At 42.3% G+C, this 16,834-nt stretch carries 14 protein-coding genes; 7 read left to right on the forward strand and 7 right to left on the reverse strand.

All coding sequences use genetic code 11. The features are described 5' to 3' along the window. Positions 1-81 precede the first annotated feature (81 nt). The 4 genes from LEP1GSC192_RS13915 to LEP1GSC192_RS13930 are packed head-to-tail and all read left to right on the forward strand — an operon-like array spanning position 82 to position 1,819. Entirely contained in the window at positions 82-465 is a 384-nt protein-coding gene (locus LEP1GSC192_RS13915; protein ID WP_020770736.1) for a helix-turn-helix transcriptional regulator, read from the forward strand. Then, positions 462-965 (forward strand): SRPBCC family protein, encoded by a 504-nt coding sequence (locus LEP1GSC192_RS13920; RefSeq protein WP_020770688.1) that lies wholly within the window; start codon positions 462-464, stop codon positions 963-965. The genes LEP1GSC192_RS13915 and LEP1GSC192_RS13920 overlap by 4 nt, the downstream gene beginning before the upstream one ends. A gap of 1 nt (position 966) precedes the next feature. Beyond that, positions 967-1,362 (forward strand): hypothetical protein, encoded by a 396-nt coding sequence (locus LEP1GSC192_RS13925; RefSeq protein WP_020770602.1) that lies wholly within the window; start codon positions 967-969, stop codon positions 1,360-1,362. Between the two features lie 4 nt (positions 1,363-1,366). After that, the gene (locus LEP1GSC192_RS13930) at positions 1,367-1,819 is read left to right on the forward strand and encodes a VOC family protein (protein WP_020770818.1); all 453 of its coding nucleotides are present in this window, start codon (positions 1,367-1,369) and stop codon (positions 1,817-1,819) included. A 39-nt stretch (positions 1,820-1,858) separates the two neighbouring features. Here LEP1GSC192_RS13930 and LEP1GSC192_RS13935 read toward each other — a convergent pair whose 3' ends face one another. Further along, complete coding sequence (locus tag LEP1GSC192_RS13935) at positions 1,859-3,973, reverse strand: molybdopterin oxidoreductase family protein (protein WP_020770798.1); 2,115 nt, start codon at positions 3,971-3,973, stop codon at positions 1,859-1,861. Positions 3,974-4,111: 138 nt separating this feature from the next. Beyond that, positions 4,112-4,792, reverse strand: a complete 681-nt coding sequence (locus LEP1GSC192_RS13940) for an arylesterase (protein WP_036090374.1) — start codon at positions 4,790-4,792, stop codon at positions 4,112-4,114. 108 nt (positions 4,793-4,900) lie between these two features. On the opposite strand from LEP1GSC192_RS13940, the gene LEP1GSC192_RS13945 reads away from it, so the two are divergent. Both LEP1GSC192_RS13945 and hemW read left to right on the forward strand, forming a co-directional pair. Next, positions 4,901-6,685 (forward strand): glycoside hydrolase family 3 protein, encoded by a 1,785-nt coding sequence (locus tag LEP1GSC192_RS13945; RefSeq protein WP_020770633.1) that lies wholly within the window; start codon positions 4,901-4,903, stop codon positions 6,683-6,685. Beyond that, the gene (gene hemW / locus LEP1GSC192_RS13950) at positions 6,681-7,859 is read left to right on the forward strand and encodes a radical SAM family heme chaperone HemW (RefSeq protein ID WP_036090301.1); all 1,179 of its coding nucleotides are present in this window, start codon (positions 6,681-6,683) and stop codon (positions 7,857-7,859) included. Before LEP1GSC192_RS13945 ends, hemW begins: the two co-directional genes overlap by 5 nt. Here hemW and LEP1GSC192_RS13955 read toward each other — a convergent pair. The 4 genes from LEP1GSC192_RS13955 to ilvB all read right to left on the reverse strand — a co-directional run bounded on the left by LEP1GSC192_RS13955 (position 7,856) and on the right by ilvB (position 14,453). Beyond that, a complete protein-coding gene (locus LEP1GSC192_RS13955; protein WP_020770606.1) occupies positions 7,856-9,931 on the reverse strand; it encodes a methyl-accepting chemotaxis protein in 2,076 nt (691 codons plus the stop codon). The two genes, hemW and LEP1GSC192_RS13955, sit on opposite strands and share 4 nt — an antisense overlap. Before the next feature lie 49 nt (positions 9,932-9,980). Then, positions 9,981-12,056, reverse strand: coding sequence for a methyl-accepting chemotaxis protein (locus tag LEP1GSC192_RS13960; protein WP_020770726.1), 2,076 nt, complete (start codon positions 12,054-12,056; stop codon positions 9,981-9,983). Between the two features lie 211 nt (positions 12,057-12,267). Then, a complete protein-coding gene (ilvN, locus tag LEP1GSC192_RS13965) occupies positions 12,268-12,747 on the reverse strand; it encodes an acetolactate synthase small subunit (RefSeq protein WP_020770835.1) in 480 nt (159 codons plus the stop codon). Beyond that, complete coding sequence (ilvB, locus tag LEP1GSC192_RS13970; RefSeq protein WP_036090303.1) at positions 12,744-14,453, reverse strand: biosynthetic-type acetolactate synthase large subunit; 1,710 nt, start codon at positions 14,451-14,453, stop codon at positions 12,744-12,746. Before ilvB ends, ilvN begins: the two co-directional genes overlap by 4 nt. A gap of 249 nt (positions 14,454-14,702) precedes the next feature. On the opposite strand from ilvB, the gene LEP1GSC192_RS13975 reads away from it, so the two are divergent. After that, positions 14,703-15,821 carry a lipopolysaccharide assembly protein LapB gene (locus LEP1GSC192_RS13975; protein WP_020770630.1) on the forward strand — a complete coding sequence of 373 codons (1,119 nt, stop codon included), beginning with the start codon at positions 14,703-14,705 and terminating at the stop codon, positions 15,819-15,821. 7 nt (positions 15,822-15,828) lie between these two features. On the opposite strand, the gene LEP1GSC192_RS13980 is transcribed toward LEP1GSC192_RS13975, so the two are convergent. Beyond that, a complete protein-coding gene (locus LEP1GSC192_RS13980) occupies positions 15,829-16,782 on the reverse strand; it encodes a metallophosphoesterase (RefSeq protein ID WP_020770885.1) in 954 nt (317 codons plus the stop codon). Positions 16,783-16,834: the final 52 nt, after the last annotated feature.

Genomic DNA, 16,834 nt, shown 5'->3' on the forward strand with positions numbered 1-16,834 from the left:
TCAACTACAAACGATTTCGAAAATAATTTCCTAAAAAGTACTTGCTTATTCCAAATATATAACCATACGGTTATATAAAGTATGAGTCATGCACTTAGCTATTCCGATCGATTAGATGCAACTTTTGCGGCCCTCTCAGACCCGACCAGAAGGGCGATCCTGGCACGTTTAGCAAATGGAGAGGTTTCCGTTATGGATCTGGCAAAACCGTTTTCCATGAGCCAACCTGCAATTTCCAAACATCTCAAGGTTTTGGAAAGGGCGGGACTCATTTCCGGGATCAAGGATGCTCAAAAAAGATTACGCAAATTAGAGGCCAGACCTTTGGAAGAGGCTACCGAATGGTTGGAAAATTATAAAAAATTCTGGGAAGGAAGATTCAACCAATTGGATTCACTGATAGAAGAATTAAAACTTTCTAAACAAACTTCCCCTAAACGTAAAAATAAAAGGAGAATAGAATGAGCTTTATTGGAACCTTAAAGGTAGAAGCCAAAGGAGACAGGGAAATCGTAATGACCCGGGAGTTTGATGCCGGGAAAGATCTTGTATTTGACTGTTTTACAAAACCTGAATTGATCAAACGCTGGTTATACGGTCCGGACGGCTGGAGCTTTGATATATGCGAAGTGGATTTGAAAGTTGGCGGAAAATACAGATACGTATGGAAATATCTAAAAGACGGATCGACTATGGGAGCAGGTGGAACGTATAAGGAAATTTCCGAACCGGACAAGCTAATTCATACCGAACGTTTTGATGAGCCTTGGTATCCGGGAGAAGCTTTGCTCACCACAACCTTTGTAGAAACATCCGGAAGAACGTTTGTTACGATCAATGTTCTATACGAAACCAAAGAAGGAAGAGATATTGTGATCAAATCCCCGATGGAAGGCGGCGCTGCCCAAAGTTATAATCGCCTGGAAACATTACTCAATACTCTTACATTAGAAGGAAAAAAATAATATGAATCCAAAAACAATTTCGATCTTAAAAAGTATTGGAGCCGTTTTTACCGGTATTTTGATCAACGTAATACCTGCTATAACGATCGATGCAGTATTACATGTTACGAATTGTTATCCGCCTATGGGAGAAAGAATGTCGGACAGTTTATTCCTTCTAGCGATCTCTTATCGTTTGGCTCTTGCGATCTTGGGGGGATATTTTACTGCTAAACTTTCTCCTCATAGTCCGATCGGGCATGTGATCGCGCTAGGTGTGATCGGAACGATCGCAAGCACCCTAGGTCATATCCAAATGGGAGACCAGGGACCTGCCTGGTATTCGATCGGCCTCATCGTAATTTCGATCCCATTGTCTTGGCTCGGCGGTTTTATCCACTTAAAACGTAGAGGATAAGAACATGCAAAAGGTAACCCCATTTTTAATGTTCGACAAGGGATTGGAAGAAGCACTCCAATTCTATTCCGGTATATTCAAAAATATGAAAATAGAAAATCTTACGAAACTTGGCGGAGGAATGGTTTCCGCCGGTTTTGAGATAGAAGGCCAAAAATTTTTGGCCTTCACCGGAGGTCCTCATTTCCAATTTACCGAGGCATTTTCCATCTATATCAGCGCGGATACTCAGGAAGAAATAGACAATCTATATGAAAAACTTTCGGCAGGCGGCATCAAACAGCCTTGCGGCTGGGTAAAAGATAAATTCGGCCTATCTTGGCAAATCATTCCGCCGATTTTGGAAAAATATCTATACGATAAAAACCAAACAAAAGCGCAAAATGTTATGCACGCGATGTTACAAATGTATAAGATAGATATCTCTAAACTACAAGAAGCCTACGATAAAAATTAATTTCAAATCCGCCCTTGATGGGCGGATCTAGGACTGGTTTTACGCAGATTTTTTACGCAAGAACACCGGTATACCGCTAAATGCCGCGTTTCCGGAAAGTTCATCCAACACCTGATCGTCCGTCAGATCATTGATACTGGAACCGGCAAATTTTGAAGCTACTTGGAGAGATACTCCTTCTTTCGCATGTCCGAATCCGTGAGGAATACTGACCACTCCCCTCATCATTTCTTCGGTAATCTCGACAGGTAGTCCGATCTTACCCACTCTGGATTCTACAAAAACTTCCTCTTCTTCTGTAATGCCTAGAGCGCTTGCATCTTCCGGATGGATCATGAGTGTGCAACGATCTTTTCCGGTCATAAGTTTCGGAAGATTATGCATCCATGAATTATTATTTCGTAAATGTCTTCTTCCGATGAGTAAAAATGAACCGTTTTCATTTTTATCGGAGAGAAGTTTTTGTCCGTATTTAGCCAATCGATCTAGATCGGAAAGTACTTCTTTTGGTGTTAACCTGATCATCTTGTCTTCTGTCCAAAGTCTTTCCGGAAAACAAGGCTTCAATGGTCCAAGATCCACTCCATGAGGACTGTTTTTCAGAAGTTCCAGACTCATTCCGACAGGAGATCCCGATTTTTCTCCGTAAGGCCCCGACTTCAAAGCGTGATCGATGATCGCAGAAGGGGTAATCTTGGTTCGGATCAATTCTTTAGGCAAAGATTTTTCCGATTTTAAGAGTTCTATTCTTTTAGTCAGATCCGAAAAAATTTCCCAATCGTGGAGCATTCCTTCTTCGGGCTCGAATGCAGGCTGGTTGTATCTTGCAGTATTTCGTACTGCAAAAACGTTAAATACTAGATCGAAATGGTCATGTTCTAAAGCGGAGCTAGGCGGAAGAATATAATGAACGTGTTTTGTAGTTTCATTCAAATAAAAGTCTACGCTTACCATAAATTCTAGATTCGAGATCGCCTTCTCCAATTGAGAACCGTTCGGAGTAGAAAGAACGGGATTTCCTGCAGAAGTTACGAGCGCCTTGATCTGACCTGGTCCCGGAGTCAAAATTTCTTCTGCGAGTGCAGCAACAGGCAATTCTTCGTTAAATTCGGGCAAATCTCTAATCCTAGAACCGTAGGTATGAAAACTTCCGGGAGAACTTTTCATCACTCCTTTCGGATCAATCATGTCCACGGCTGGAAGAGTAAACATTGCTCCTCCCACGGAGTCCATATTACCGGTGATACAGTTAATGGAATTGATCAGCCATTGGCAGAGTGCACCGAATGCTTGTGTAGAAACTCCTACACGACCGTAACATACCGCACCGGAGGCCTTGGAAAATTCGAGGGCGATCCTTTCCACAGATTCTGCAGAGATCCCGGTTAGTTTTTCCGTCCCAGAAGCAGGATATTGTGAGGCAACAGATCTTAATTTTTGGAGATCTTCTTCTTTTATGAAAGAACTCTTTTTGGTTAAGTTTTTCTTAAATAATATATCTATAATAGAAAGTAAGAAGAATGCATCCGTTCCCGGGACGATAAAATGATGTTCGTCCGCATGTACTGCCGTTTCCGTCTTTCTCGGATCTATAACTACGTATTTTCCGCCTCTTGCCTGGATCTCTCCCAGTCTTTTTTTCACATCCGGAACAGTCATTAAACTTCCGTTAGATGCAAAAGGATTTCCTCCGAGGATCAGAAAAAAATTGGTCCTGTCAATATCGGGGATCGGAACTAAAAGTTGGTGGCCGAACATCCAGTACGATAATAATTGATGAGGAAGTTGGTCCACGGAAGTCGCAGAATAATTGTTTTTCGTTTTAAGTCTTCCTATAAACCTTTGCCCGAATAACATAGAACCGTAATTATGAACGCTCGGGTTTCCGCTATATACGGCAATGGAATCGTTTCCGTACTTGTTTTGGATCTCTACAAGTTTTGTGGCGATATCACTTAGAGCAGTGACCCAGTCTACCCTCTCCCATCCGGCTTCCGTACGTTTTAAAGGAAATTTCAGTCTGTCCGGATCCTCGTATAAATTTTTAAGTTCAGGACCCTTGGCACATAGATGGCCTCTGCTAAACTTATCCTCTTTATCACCTCTGACTGCGGTTACTACATTGTTCTCTATCTCTAATCTAAGTCCGCACATAGCTTCGCATAATGTACATGATCTATAATGTTGACGTACCATCTCTTGCACCTGTCCCAGGAAGGAGTTATCTCCGATCCGAAATTAGAAAGCAAGCATTTCCGAATCTTGTTGTACTTTAATGATTGGAAGCTCGAACTATTTCAGTAGTTTGTTCAAATAAGGCACCAGATGTTTGGAGAGTATCTTATGGCCTTCTGCGGTGGGATGGATCCCATCGTCTTGGTTTAGCCTTCTGTCTCCCGCAACTCCCTCCAGCAAGAACGGCATAAACTCGGTCTTTTCCTTTTTAGCGATCCGAGGAAATAGGGCCGCAAATTCTGTTGCATACTGAGGACCCATATTCGGAAGTGTTCTCATTCCGATTAATAGAATTTTAATGGAAGGATATTTTGCTTTTGTCTCTCGGATGATCTTGGTAAGATTCTCCTCCGTCATCTTTGTAGGTAGTCCTCTCAAAGAATCGTTTGCACCGAGCTCCAAAACGAATACGTCATATTTTGTATTCAAAACCCAATCTAATCTGGCAAGACCACCGGAAGTAGTGTCCCCACTTACACCCGCATTTACGTATTCCAGGCCAGGATATTTTTTTTGGAGTTCTAAAAAGGATAGGTGAGCAAAAGATTCTTCCGGTCCATTCAAGCCATAACCTGCAGTCAAACTGTCTCCGAAGAATAGGATCTTTTTGCCGTTTGTTTTTGTTTCCATATTAGGAGTGGCCTGGCGTTCTTCTTCGGATCCTTCTTTATTGCAGGAAGCAATAAAAGAAAAGAATACTAAAATACTAAAAAATCCATAATACGAAAAACGGCTCATTTTTTCTCCTATCTCCAAATCCGACCTCATTTATTCCAGGTAAGGTCCCAAAAACCAAGGCTGTAAGTTCTGCTTTACGAATACGCAACCGATTGGGATCTAGTAAGTATGTTCAAACGGTTTTTAATCGCAGGCTTTTCCGCCGCTTTCTTAATCTTCTTATACTTTTGGTTGGGTCAATTCAGAAGTGAACTCCAAGCCCAGGAAATCCAAGAAGGAATGCTCCGTCAAGCCGAGGAGATTACTTCTAAACTCAGCGCGGAAGAATTAGTAGGACAGGTCATCCATGTTGCGATCCCTGGAACCGTTTTGGATCCGATCGCGAAAAAAGAGATCGAGACGATCAAACCCGGCGGAGTCATTTTATTCGGAAGAAACTTGGGCTCCAAGTCCGAGATCAAATCTTTGAACAAAGATCTGCAAACAAGTGCGTTAGAAAATACCGGCTTACCTTTACTCATTTCCGTAGACCAAGAAGGCGGAAGAGTGATCCGTGTCAAAGACGGAGTGACCCAATTCCCTGGAGCCATGGCGCTTGGCCAAACCAAAGACAAGGATATGGCCAAAAAAGTCGGCTTTGTTACTTCTTATCAATTGAGAAAACTCGGTCTCAACTTTTTATTCGCACCGGACATGGACATCAATAATAATCCATTCAACCCGGTTATCAATACCAGATCTCTTGGAAGTAATTTAGAAACCGTATTAAACGCAGGAGTTTCTTATGAAGAAGGAGCTAGACTCGGCGGTTCCATTCCTGTCATCAAACATTTCCCGGGTCATGGGGATACCAATGTGGACAGTCATTTAGGACTTCCTAAAATAGAAAAAACATTGGAAGAATTAAAAAGTTTCGAACTGATCCCGTTCCAAACTTCTATCCAAAACGGTGCGGATGCGATCATGAGCGCGCATATCGTTTATCCTAAGATCGATCCGAATTTTCCGGCCACACTCTCTTCTAAAATTTTAGGAGATCTTTTGCGTAAAGAATTCCAATACCAAGGACTCATCATCACCGACGCAATGGAAATGGATGCGATAGACGAACATTACCAAAAAGAAGATCCTGGTGTGCTCGCACTACTTGCTGGTGCGGATATTGTCCTAATGACTAGCTGGGGTCCTACTACTCAATCCATGAAAGACCAGATCTTAAAAGCATATAAAAAAGGGACCTTAATAAGAGAAGGGAAAGATCTTCTAAAAGAAGCAGTCAAAAGACAAATTTATTATAAACTAAAATACGGGATCATTTCGGAGTTTGGAGATATTGCCAAAAGTGGAAGAGCTAATTCTGTGTTCCCGAAAGAATTGCCGGAAATATTAAAAAATCATTTTATTGAGCAGGATAAAAATAGGGATAATTTATTTTCTCAATATTACCAAGATACTCTAAATAGAGATGTAAGTAGAAAAGCGATCGTTTCCTTTCCTAAAACTTTCCTTCCGGAACAAGTATCCGCTACCGAGACGGTTTTCTACTTAAAAGGAGAAGAGTTTGTCTCCGATCTAAGATCTCGCTCACTTTCTAATTCGGATCTTGCAGGTCTTCGTAAAAAATTGGAAAAGAAAGAAGTAAAACGTGCAGTCGTCAATTCGTTCACTCAAACCGAATTGGATCTAGCGGCTTCTCTGGCCCAAAAATTCCCCGAAGCGGAGATCGTTTGCCTGCATTACGGAACGCCATTCTTGGATCTACCCGATGCATCCAATCTAAAAATATTATTTTCTTTTTCTCCTACCTTAGAATCCAAAAAGGCATTACTCTATTCCGTTTTGGACAGAAAGAACGAGATCCCGCTTGTAGATCTGATCTTAAAACCGAATCCTAAAAAAGCTTCCGCGTCTGCAGGAACAGAAACGGATTCCGTCAGTAAAAATACGAATTAATTTGGAAACAAGACTCCCGGTCCTACAAAAAACGAACAGACCGGGAATCTATGTACATTATCCGTTCTGCGTTCACAAATGTAGCTACTGTGATTTTTATTCGGAAGGGATCGGATTAGAACCTTCTCCTTTGGAAGAAAGTCTATTTTCCAAATATAAAGAAGAAGTCCTACTCAGACTGAAAAATTTTCCGAACTACCGGGACCTTGTTTTTGATAGTTTATTTTTCGGGGGAGGAACTCCTTCCAAAGCCTCCTACACAAGATATGCGGATTTTATAAAATTTTTAAAAGAGAATCTAAATTTTTCTCCGGATTCAGAGATCACATTAGAATGTAATCCGGAAGATGTGACACCGGATTATCTGCAAGGATTATACGACGCAGGGATCAACAGGGTTCATGTAGGGATACAATCCTTTCTTCCCAGAAACCTGAAATTTTTGGATCGATATTTCGATCCGGAGACCTATACAAGGACCTTAGAAGCATTACAAACTTCTAAAATAAAAAATTATGGTGCGGATCTGATGTTCGGAGTTCCGGGACAGACAGAGAAGGAATTTTATGAAGATGCAAATTCGGTCTTAGCATCCGGGGTTTCTCATATCAGTATTTATGCGCTTACCGTCGAAAAAGGAACGGAATACAGCCGGAAAGTTTCAGCCGGGACCATGGCCCCGCCTTCCGAAGAGATACAGGAAAAAATCCTGCATGATTTGCCTGATTTTTTAGGATCCAAAGGGTTTATTCAGTATGAGGTTTCCAATTATTCCAAACCGGGACTTTATTCCAGGCATAATATGAAATATTGGACCTATGAATATTATTTGGGGATCGGCCCCGGAGCCCATGGCTTTTTGCCTACAGGTAGATATTCCAACCCAAGAAATACTTCCGCTTATATCAATGGGACCGGAAAAAATCCGGACCTCTACGAAACTTCCGATCCATTTGAAGAGATCCTAATATCCCTTTTTAGGATATTTCTTCCGATCGATCTAAAAGACTTTTTGGATTACTTTCCGGAGAAAAAAGAAAGGATACTTTCTAAACTAAAACAAAAAGCCGCAGAAGGAAAATGTTCCTTGGACGGGACGATCTTTCAATGGGATCCAAAATCAGTTCTATTTTTAGATTCCGAAATATTAGATTTAGCGAACCAGGAATCTTAATCCACTTTAAACTTTTCTATCAATTTGGAAAGTTGTTCCGCTAACATTTGGGTTTCCCCGGAGAATGTGGTAAGATCATCCGCACCGCCCGCAATCTCCTGGGTTCCTTCCGAAATACTGATAATCGTCTTAGTGATCTCATTCGTCGCGTTTTTTTGTTCGATAACGGCTTCTTCTATCTGCATGCTGAAAGAAGTCAAGGTATTGGAACTGGTTTGGATCCTACTTGTATTCGCTTCCTGGTCTTTTACGGAAGCCAAAACCTTGTTTGCGGAGATCTCGAATTCGTTCACACTTTGTTTCAATTTTTTTAATATCTGGGAAGCTTCTTCCACCTTGGAGTTTCCGTTCATCACCGCGTCGTTTGTGGAATCCACAAGTTCTCCGATCTCCTGCACTGAGCTCGAGGTTTGGGAGGCAAGTTTACCGATCTCTTCAGCGACCACTGCAAACCCTTTACCGGCTTCTCCGGCTCTGGCTGCTTCTATCGCTGCGTTTAATGCGAGAAGGTTCGTTTTTTCGGAGATCTCGGTAATGATAGATAAGATTTCCGTAATTCTAGACGCGCTCTCTCCGATCTCGCCCATTGCATTTGTGGAAGCATACATTGCGTTCTCACCTGTCACCGCTTGTCTTTTGGATTCTACTGCGAGATTAACTAAACCTTGCATTTCATGGTTGATACTAACGATCTGCTCTTTTAATCTCATTGAGTTACCGTCAATCTCTTTGGTATTTTCCACGGCTTTTTCCATGGACTTACCCACATTTTGCGCCGAGGCAGCAAGTTCTTCAACCGCTGCCGAAGATTCTTCCGCGGCGGACGCTTGAGTCTGAGCGATATCCGCAAAGTTCCTGGAAGAAACAGCCATTTCCTCCGATTTAGAACTCAATTTTTCGGAAGAAGATCGCATTTCTTTGACCACACCGAGAAGATTTTCCCTCATCTGATCCATGGATATAAACAATGTGCCGATCTCGTCCTTTACGGGGTAATCGTTCTGAACGGTAAGATTCCCTTTAGCGATTTCGTCGGAGAAACCGATGGCCTTCAAAAGGCCGGAACTCACTAACCTGTCGAATATTAAATTTAAGGCAAGCAACACGACGACCAATATTAAAAAAGAAGAAAGTACAGCCTTCAAAATAATATCTCCGATACTTTCGTAATATACCGAATTTGGAATACTCACCATCAGAGTCCAAAACTTAGGATCCTTCCCTATATGGAACGGAAAATAGTATGCCGTATTCCCACCAGACTCATATACGAATCTTTTTCCTTCATTTACGTTTTCGAGATATTGTTTTAGCTCAATCTCATCCGGGATCTTTTTACCCAATAATTCCGGGTTCTCTCCATTGATCGCGTACAATCCTGCGGGAGAGATAAGCGCAATATGTCCTTTGTTCCGGAAAGGTTTTTTATTCCCTATCTTTTCTTGCAGATTTTTCAGGTCTATGTCCATACCTGCGGCCCCGTAAAATTGGCCGTCCGCACTAATCGGAACCACAAGAGAGATCATCAGGATATTCTTACCGCTTACCGTATAATAGTAAGGACCCACCACAGTCATCTTATCCGTCTTTTTAGTGACCTGATAAAAATCCCCCGTGCCATCCGTATTATTATAATCTCGTAATGGTTCCAAATCCACAATATCCGTAGCACGAGCCCGGTTTAAATACGGTATAAAACGGCCGGATTCGTCATGGCCCGGCTTATTTTTATATAAATTATCTTTCCCATCGTATGCGTTCGGTTCGTAACAAAGCCACATCCCGAAATAATCTTGGTTGCGTTTCATAATTTCACGCAATGTCTGGACAACCTGTTCTCTTTGCGGAGAAGCATAGATCAAAGGGAAACGAAAACCTCTGATCAAACCCATAAGAGTATTCAGTTGTTCCATAATTTCATAGGTCCATCTTTCCGCAGTAACGTCGGAACTTTGTTCCACTTCCTCTCTCAAACTTTGATAGGAAGAATAGGAATTATAAGTCGCAAGCAGGGAGAATGCGATAAATAGAACGATAGAAATGTACAAAGAAATCCGAAGCCGAATACTCATAAGGGCTCCATTCTTAAAATGGAAAGAAATTTTGGAACGCTTTTTCTTTCTAACTTACTTTGAATTTTCCGATCAGATTGGACAATTGTTCGGATTGGCCGTGCATATCTCCGGAGAATGAGGTGAGATCATCCGCACCACTTGCAATCTCCTGTGTCCCTTCGGAGATATTGACGATGGTTTTCGTGATCTCTTCGGTTGCTCTTCTTTGTTCGGTTACGGCTTCTTCTATTTGGAGACTAAAGGTCATTAAAGAGTTTGCACTTTCCGCGATTTCTTTGGTGTTGGATTCCTGGGTTTTAACGGAATTCAAGACCGCTTTCGCAGATTTATCGAATTCGTCCACCCTCTCCTTGATCCTTTGTAGGATCTGAGACGCCTCTCCCATTTTATTGTTTCCATCCGAAACGGCAGTATTGGTGGAATTGACCAGTCCACCTATTTCCTGCACTGAACTTGAAGTTTGGGAGGCAAGTTTACCTATTTCTTCCGCGACCACGGCAAATCCTTTGCCGGCTTCTCCGGCCCTGGCTGCTTCTATCGCCGCGTTTAAAGCGAGAAGGTTCGTCTTTTCCGAGATCTCAGTGATCAAAGATAGTATCTCGTTGATCCTGGAGGCGCTCTCCCCGATGGCGCCCATCGCACGATTAGAAGTGCTCATCGCGGATTCCCCGGTAACGGCTTCTTCCTTAGAAGAAGCAGCGAGGCTAACCAAACTTTGCATCTCCGCATTGATACTTGCGATCTGTTCTTTTAATAAGATCACATTACCGTCAATCTCTCTCATGCTAGAGACCGCCTTTTGCATGGACCTACCCACGTTTTGGGCGGAAGCAGCCAATTCTTCCACTGCGGCGGAACATTCTTCCGCTGCGGAAGCCTGTGTTTGTGCCACATCCGAGAAGCTCCTGGAAGAAACCGCCATTTTCTCCGCTGTTCCGGCTAACTTGTTTGTGGACACTCCTATCTCTTTTACCACACCGAAAAGATGTTCTCTCATCGTATTCATCGCTGATAATAATGCACCGATCTCGTCGTTACGATCATAATCGGAAGAAGCAAGTAAATTCCCCCTAGCGATCTCTTCCGAAAAACCGATCGCTTTCAATAATCCGGTCGAGATCAATTTTTGGAAGATAAAATGGAGAACGATCACGATCAAACTCACGATGAGCAAAGAAGAAATGGCGTTCTGTAAAAGTACGTTAAATAATTCCTTTGTAAAAATGGAATTAGGAATACTTACCTGCATCATCCATTGTTTCTGTCCTTTTCCTATCTTGAACGGAAAGAAATGATGAGTAAAACCTTCCGACTCGTAAGTAAAACGTTCGTGTTCTTCGGATTTGGATTGTACAAGTTTTAATTCTTCCGCGTTAGGAATTACCTTACCGACTAAACTTGGATCACCTCCGTTCGCTGCATAAATTCCTTTTGGAGAGATCAGAGCCAAATATCCTAAACCACGGAACGGTTTTATACTTCCCATCGTCTCTTGCAATTGGGTAGTCGTAATGTCCATCCCAAGTACTCCCCAAAACTTTCCTCCATTACTAACGGGAACACAAAGAGAGATCATCTGCACTTGTTTTCCTCCGGCCGTGTACGTGTAAGGGTCCGTTACCAAAGGTTCCATTGTCTTTTTAGGGATCTGGTAGAAATCCGCTGACCCGTCCGTCGCCTCGTAATTGATGGAAGGTTCTATCACAGCGTCCGTAATGGATTTTACGGAATGAACGTAAGTGATAAATCTTCCGGTAGAATCATGACCCTTTTTGTTTTTATATTGAGCATCCAAACCATCAAAAGCATCCGGTTCGTATACCACCCACATCCCGAACCATTTCGGATTTCGATGGAGGATCTCCAACATTGTTTCCACAACCTCTTCTCTTTTAGGATTAGAGAAGATCAGAAGCATCCTGAAACCTCTGGTCATCCCCATAGCGGAATCCAGATAATCTTTCACTTCAAATGTATATCTTTCCGCACTTAATGCGGAACCGGCTTCGATTTCCGTATGCAAACTTCGGTAAGAGATCACTGAATTGATCGCTGTGAGTACAGCAAAACCTAAAAATAAAACTAAGGATAAGTATAATGAAATTCGGGCCCTAATACTCATAGGGGGGAATTAGAATGCGGAAAGGCTAAATAAGGAACAAAAAAATAAATTCTGAAACGAAATTGTAAAAAAGAAAAAGGATCCGGACTCCGGATCCTTCCATTTTAAGGTTAGTATACTTCTTTTTAGAAATCAATTCCCGAGACCGAAACAAATTGTAATCAAATTGTAACAATAGGCCCTTCGGGGCAAATTTTCCCTTTTAGAGAGTTCAGGTAGATCTGTATTTTAAAGCGATCTGACCGGTCCGCGCAATTTCTTGGATCCCGTATTTCTGCATCATTTCCAGAAAATGTTCCACCTGTCTGGTATTGCCGGAAAACTCTATGGTCATCGTAGTTTTTGTTAGGTCGGCGATCTTTGCTTGGAAGACTTCGCAGATAGAGATGATTTCTGTACGATTAGAATCCTCTACTTTTACTACAACCAATACTAATTCCCTGCTAATACAGTCGTGATACGCTAGGTCCTCCACTTCGATCACATCCGGAAGTTTCAGAAGTTGGCGTTTTACCTGCTCGACTACGGAATCGTCGCCTTTGACTACAATCACCATATTCGAGATCTCAGGATCTTGAGTAACGCCTACCGCGATAGAATCTATATTATAACTTCTTCTGGTAAATAGGCCGGACACATGGCTCATCACACCCGGATGATTGTTTACCAAAATTTTTAGGATATGTTTCATTTTTTACCGGCCCGAACCGTGTCGGAAAATTCAATCATGTCTTTTTGGGATTTACCCGCTGGGATCATCGGAAATACTTTTTCTTCCGCTGGGATCATAACTTCTAAGATCCGAGCCTCGTCGTCTTCCAAGAAAAATTCCAATGCATTATCAATCTCGGATTTATTAGAAATTCTTAAACCTTTTATGGAATAAGCCTCTCCTAATTTTACGAAATCAGGGTTATAATTCCATTCCGACTCGGAGAATCTTTCCTCGTAAAATAACTCCTGCCATTGGCGGACCATGCCTAAGAAGTTATTATTAAAGATCAGGATCTTTACCCCTTTTTTGTACATCGCGATAGTAGCCAGTTCCTGGATATTCATCTGGATGGATCCGTCTCCGGACACGCAGATCACCGTTTTATTAGGATTTCCGAATTTAGCTCCGATGGCCGCAGGAAGACCGTAACCCATGGTGCCAAGTCCGCCGGAAGTCAACCAACGATTCGCTTCTTCGAAAAGATAGTATTGAGCTGCCCACATCTGGTGTTGTCCCACATCCGTGGAAACGATCGCCTTCCCTTTACTTTTTTCGTACAATTTTTGAAGGAAACCCTGGGGCTTAATGGTGTCGGTAGAATCATCAAATTCTAACGGATGGTTTTTCTTTAATGTGTCTAAAAATCCGACCCAATCAGGACGATCCACCTTATTCACTTTTGGGATCAGGGCTTTTAGGACTTCTTTCAAGTCTCCGTGTAGAAGATAATCCACAGAAACCCTTTTGTTAAATTCCGCAGTGTCGATATCAATATGAGCGCGAACAGCATTCTCCGCAAACTCGCCCGGCTTAGCCACACGGTCGTCGAACCTAGCCCCCAAATTTAGAATATAATCACATTCTAATACTGCCTTGTTTGCATAAGCGGTCCCATGCATTCCAAGCATTCCTACGGAAAGTTGATGAGTACCCGGAAAAGCGCCGATTCCCATAAGAGTCGTGGTAACAGGGATATTCCCCTTTTCCGCAAGCTCCTTGATCTCCTTGGAAGCATTCGCATTGATCGCTCCCCCTCCCACATAAAGTAGAGGTCGTTTCGCCTTATTCAATGCCGCCGCAAAAGAATCCAGATCTCCGCCGATCGGAGGTTTTTGATAATGCCTAGGATCTATTTTAAGTTTATCCGCTTTACGAACGGAGGTGAGTTCGGTCTGCACATCTTTTGGGAAATCCAAAAGAACCGGGCCAGGTCTTCCGCCTAAAGCGACCAGAGTCGCCTCTTGGAAATGTCTAGCGATCTCATCTGCGGATTTGATCAGTGCATTGTACTTTGTGATCGGGATCGTGATCCCATAAATATCCGCCTCTTGGAAGGCATCTGTCCCGATCGCGTTGGTTGCGACCTGACCGGTGATTGCAAGAATAGGAACCGAGTCTAGTTTTGCGTCAGTAAGTCCTGTAACAAGGTTCGTAGCGCCTGGACCGGAAGTAGCGATACATACCCCTAACTTTCCGGTGGAACGAGCATACCCTTCCGCCATGTGAATAGCGCCTTGTTCGTGACGGACTAGGATATGTTTTATTTTAGTACTTTTATATAATTCGTCGTAAAACGGCAGAATTGCTCCGCCGGGATATCCGAAGACGATATCCACTCCGTATTCTTCCAGGAGTTCGACCATCAAGCGGGCACCGGAGATTTTTGCTTCGGTTTTCGGCATCTTTCCCTCGTTAGAATCCATTCCATGCAAAGTAAGGGCCCTGTCAAGAAGGAAGAATGGACTATAACTTTCACATTATTTTATGCGCTGCAAACCGAGATTTCTCTCTTTTTTTCCAATTTCAAATTTTCTTTACGGATTTAGTACCAAGGAAAACCTTTACTCATCCGTCAAAGTAATATTAAATAAAAAATTGAATGAAGAATCTCACGGATCTTCTTTCTAAATTTAAAAAGGAACGTCGGTCCGATGAACGAGCCTATTGAAAAACCCCAAGCAGGAAAGGAAGAAGAAGATTCACATTTTGCTCAGATCAAAAGTCTGGCAAAAGAAGCCTACCGTTTTCTGGATAGCAGACAATGGGACAAGGCCGAATCTAAATTGAAGGAACTTCTGGCTAAAGAACCGAGTAATACTTACGGTTTAGTCGGGATGGGTGACCTTCATTTTAAACGAAAGGAATTCAGGCAGGCTCTGGATTTTTATAACAGATGTATCAAAGAAGATTCATCCAATAAGTTTTCCCTAATGGGACTTATGAACTGCTATAGAGAGATGAACCTACTCAATCGGGTCATCGAAGTAGCCGAAGAATATCGACATATTACGATCACGGACGCATCCATCTTAAGTAGAGTTGCGGACGCTCACAGAAAACTCAAAAACTTCAAAGAATCGGAAGTATATTATATGCAGGCTCTGCAGATCAATCCTAAGGATCAGTATGTGATCGTAGGTTTGGGGCATTTATTCTTTGCCTGCCAAAGATACAAAGACGCAATTAGCTGGTGGGAAAAACTGTTGGTTATCCAACCGGATAATATCAAGATCCTGACAGAGATCGGTAACAGTTATCGTAAGATCAAAGACTTTGATGAGGCGATCCGCTATTATCGCAGAGCGGCGGACCTGGATCCAAGGAACTTCTTCGCACTCTACGGTTTGGCGGAATCTTATCGCGGCAAAAAAGATTTCCGTAAAGCGAACGAGTTCTGGGAAAGGATTCTGGAATTCGATCCGGACAATAAACTAATCATCAACAGATACGCTGATAGTTTAAGAGGTATGGGAGAATTCGATAAAGCATTAGAATGTTTTAATAGAATTCTTTCGGAAGGTGAGGATTATTTTGCACTTCTTGGAAAAGCCTCTTCTTTGAAGATGAAAGGTGCAAGAGACAAGGCGGAGGAAATTTATGTGGATCTTCACAAAAAATTTCCGATGGACCCTCGCCCTGTAGTGGAACTTTCGGAACTCTATTCCGATATGGGAAAAAGGGACGAGGCTCTCAAACTGTTAAACGATTTCCACAAAAAGCAGCCTTTAAACGAGGAAGTAAAACAAAAGCTGGATTCTTTCTCGGAATAATTCAGTCTTATCCTTCTATCCGATTTTTCTCCCTCTCAAGAAACTCTGGGAGGGGGAAACTTTCCTCTACTCCATTCTTCAAATATTTCGCCTCCGCATCCCAGGTCCCGTTCTTTCTAGTTAACTCGACATGATGGTGCCAGATATTTCCCTCTTTATCCGAAAAGATCCGAGGGACTCTGGCCGGATTTAGATACAGTATACCTTCTTCTTTCTTTTTCCAAATTCTTGTCTTTACCCTTAACTTTCTGGAAGAATGGTGCATATGACCTGCGATCACTACTTTTGGTCTTTTGTTTTGATCCACGATCTTTCTGATAAAATTTCCTAGGTCCTTGTCTCCAAAGTCCCCTTCCTCACTTTTAAAATCGCAACCCCAAATATCGTGCGCCCTAACTCCCAAACCGGCAGGACCGTTATGGGCAAGAACGATCAGATCCTGCTTTTGAAAATCAATGTCCTGGATCAATTCCAGAAGTTTTCGCTCAGACTCATCATACGAAGAAATTCCGAAAACAGACTTAAGGAATATTTGAAAATTAAACCTAGCTCCCATAGAAAGAGGCCTAGCTCCTAAAAGGGAAAGCCCTTTGCTCATATCGAAAAGATTGTACTGGCATACATTGGTATCACCCAGATCCTTAAGCAGCTTTTTGTATCGAAGCAGATGGAACGTATGACTTAAGTAACCCATATTAGGTGTGGCATTCGTGATTTCCATAAGCAATTGCGGGATAGAAGTAGTATCATGATTTCCTAAAATGATATACTTTGGTTTCCGAACTTTAGAGATGAGTTGTGCGACCTTGTTCGTATTGCCCGGGAGATTGTTTCCCAGGTCTCCGGTGAATATCACAGAATCGTAATTGCTTTTGGAAAAGTATTCCGTATCGACCCAAGTCCAGAATCCGTGAATATCGCCCACGACAGCGATCCGCTTATCAAAAGAATCAAATATCAATTTTTCCTTCCCAAATTTAAAGTTTCACCTTGTCGGCTTTTTAAAAGAAACT

This window comes from Leptospira sp. B5-022 (assembly GCF_000347035.1).
Lineage (GTDB): Bacteria > Spirochaetota > Leptospiria > Leptospirales > Leptospiraceae > Leptospira_B > Leptospira_B cinconiae.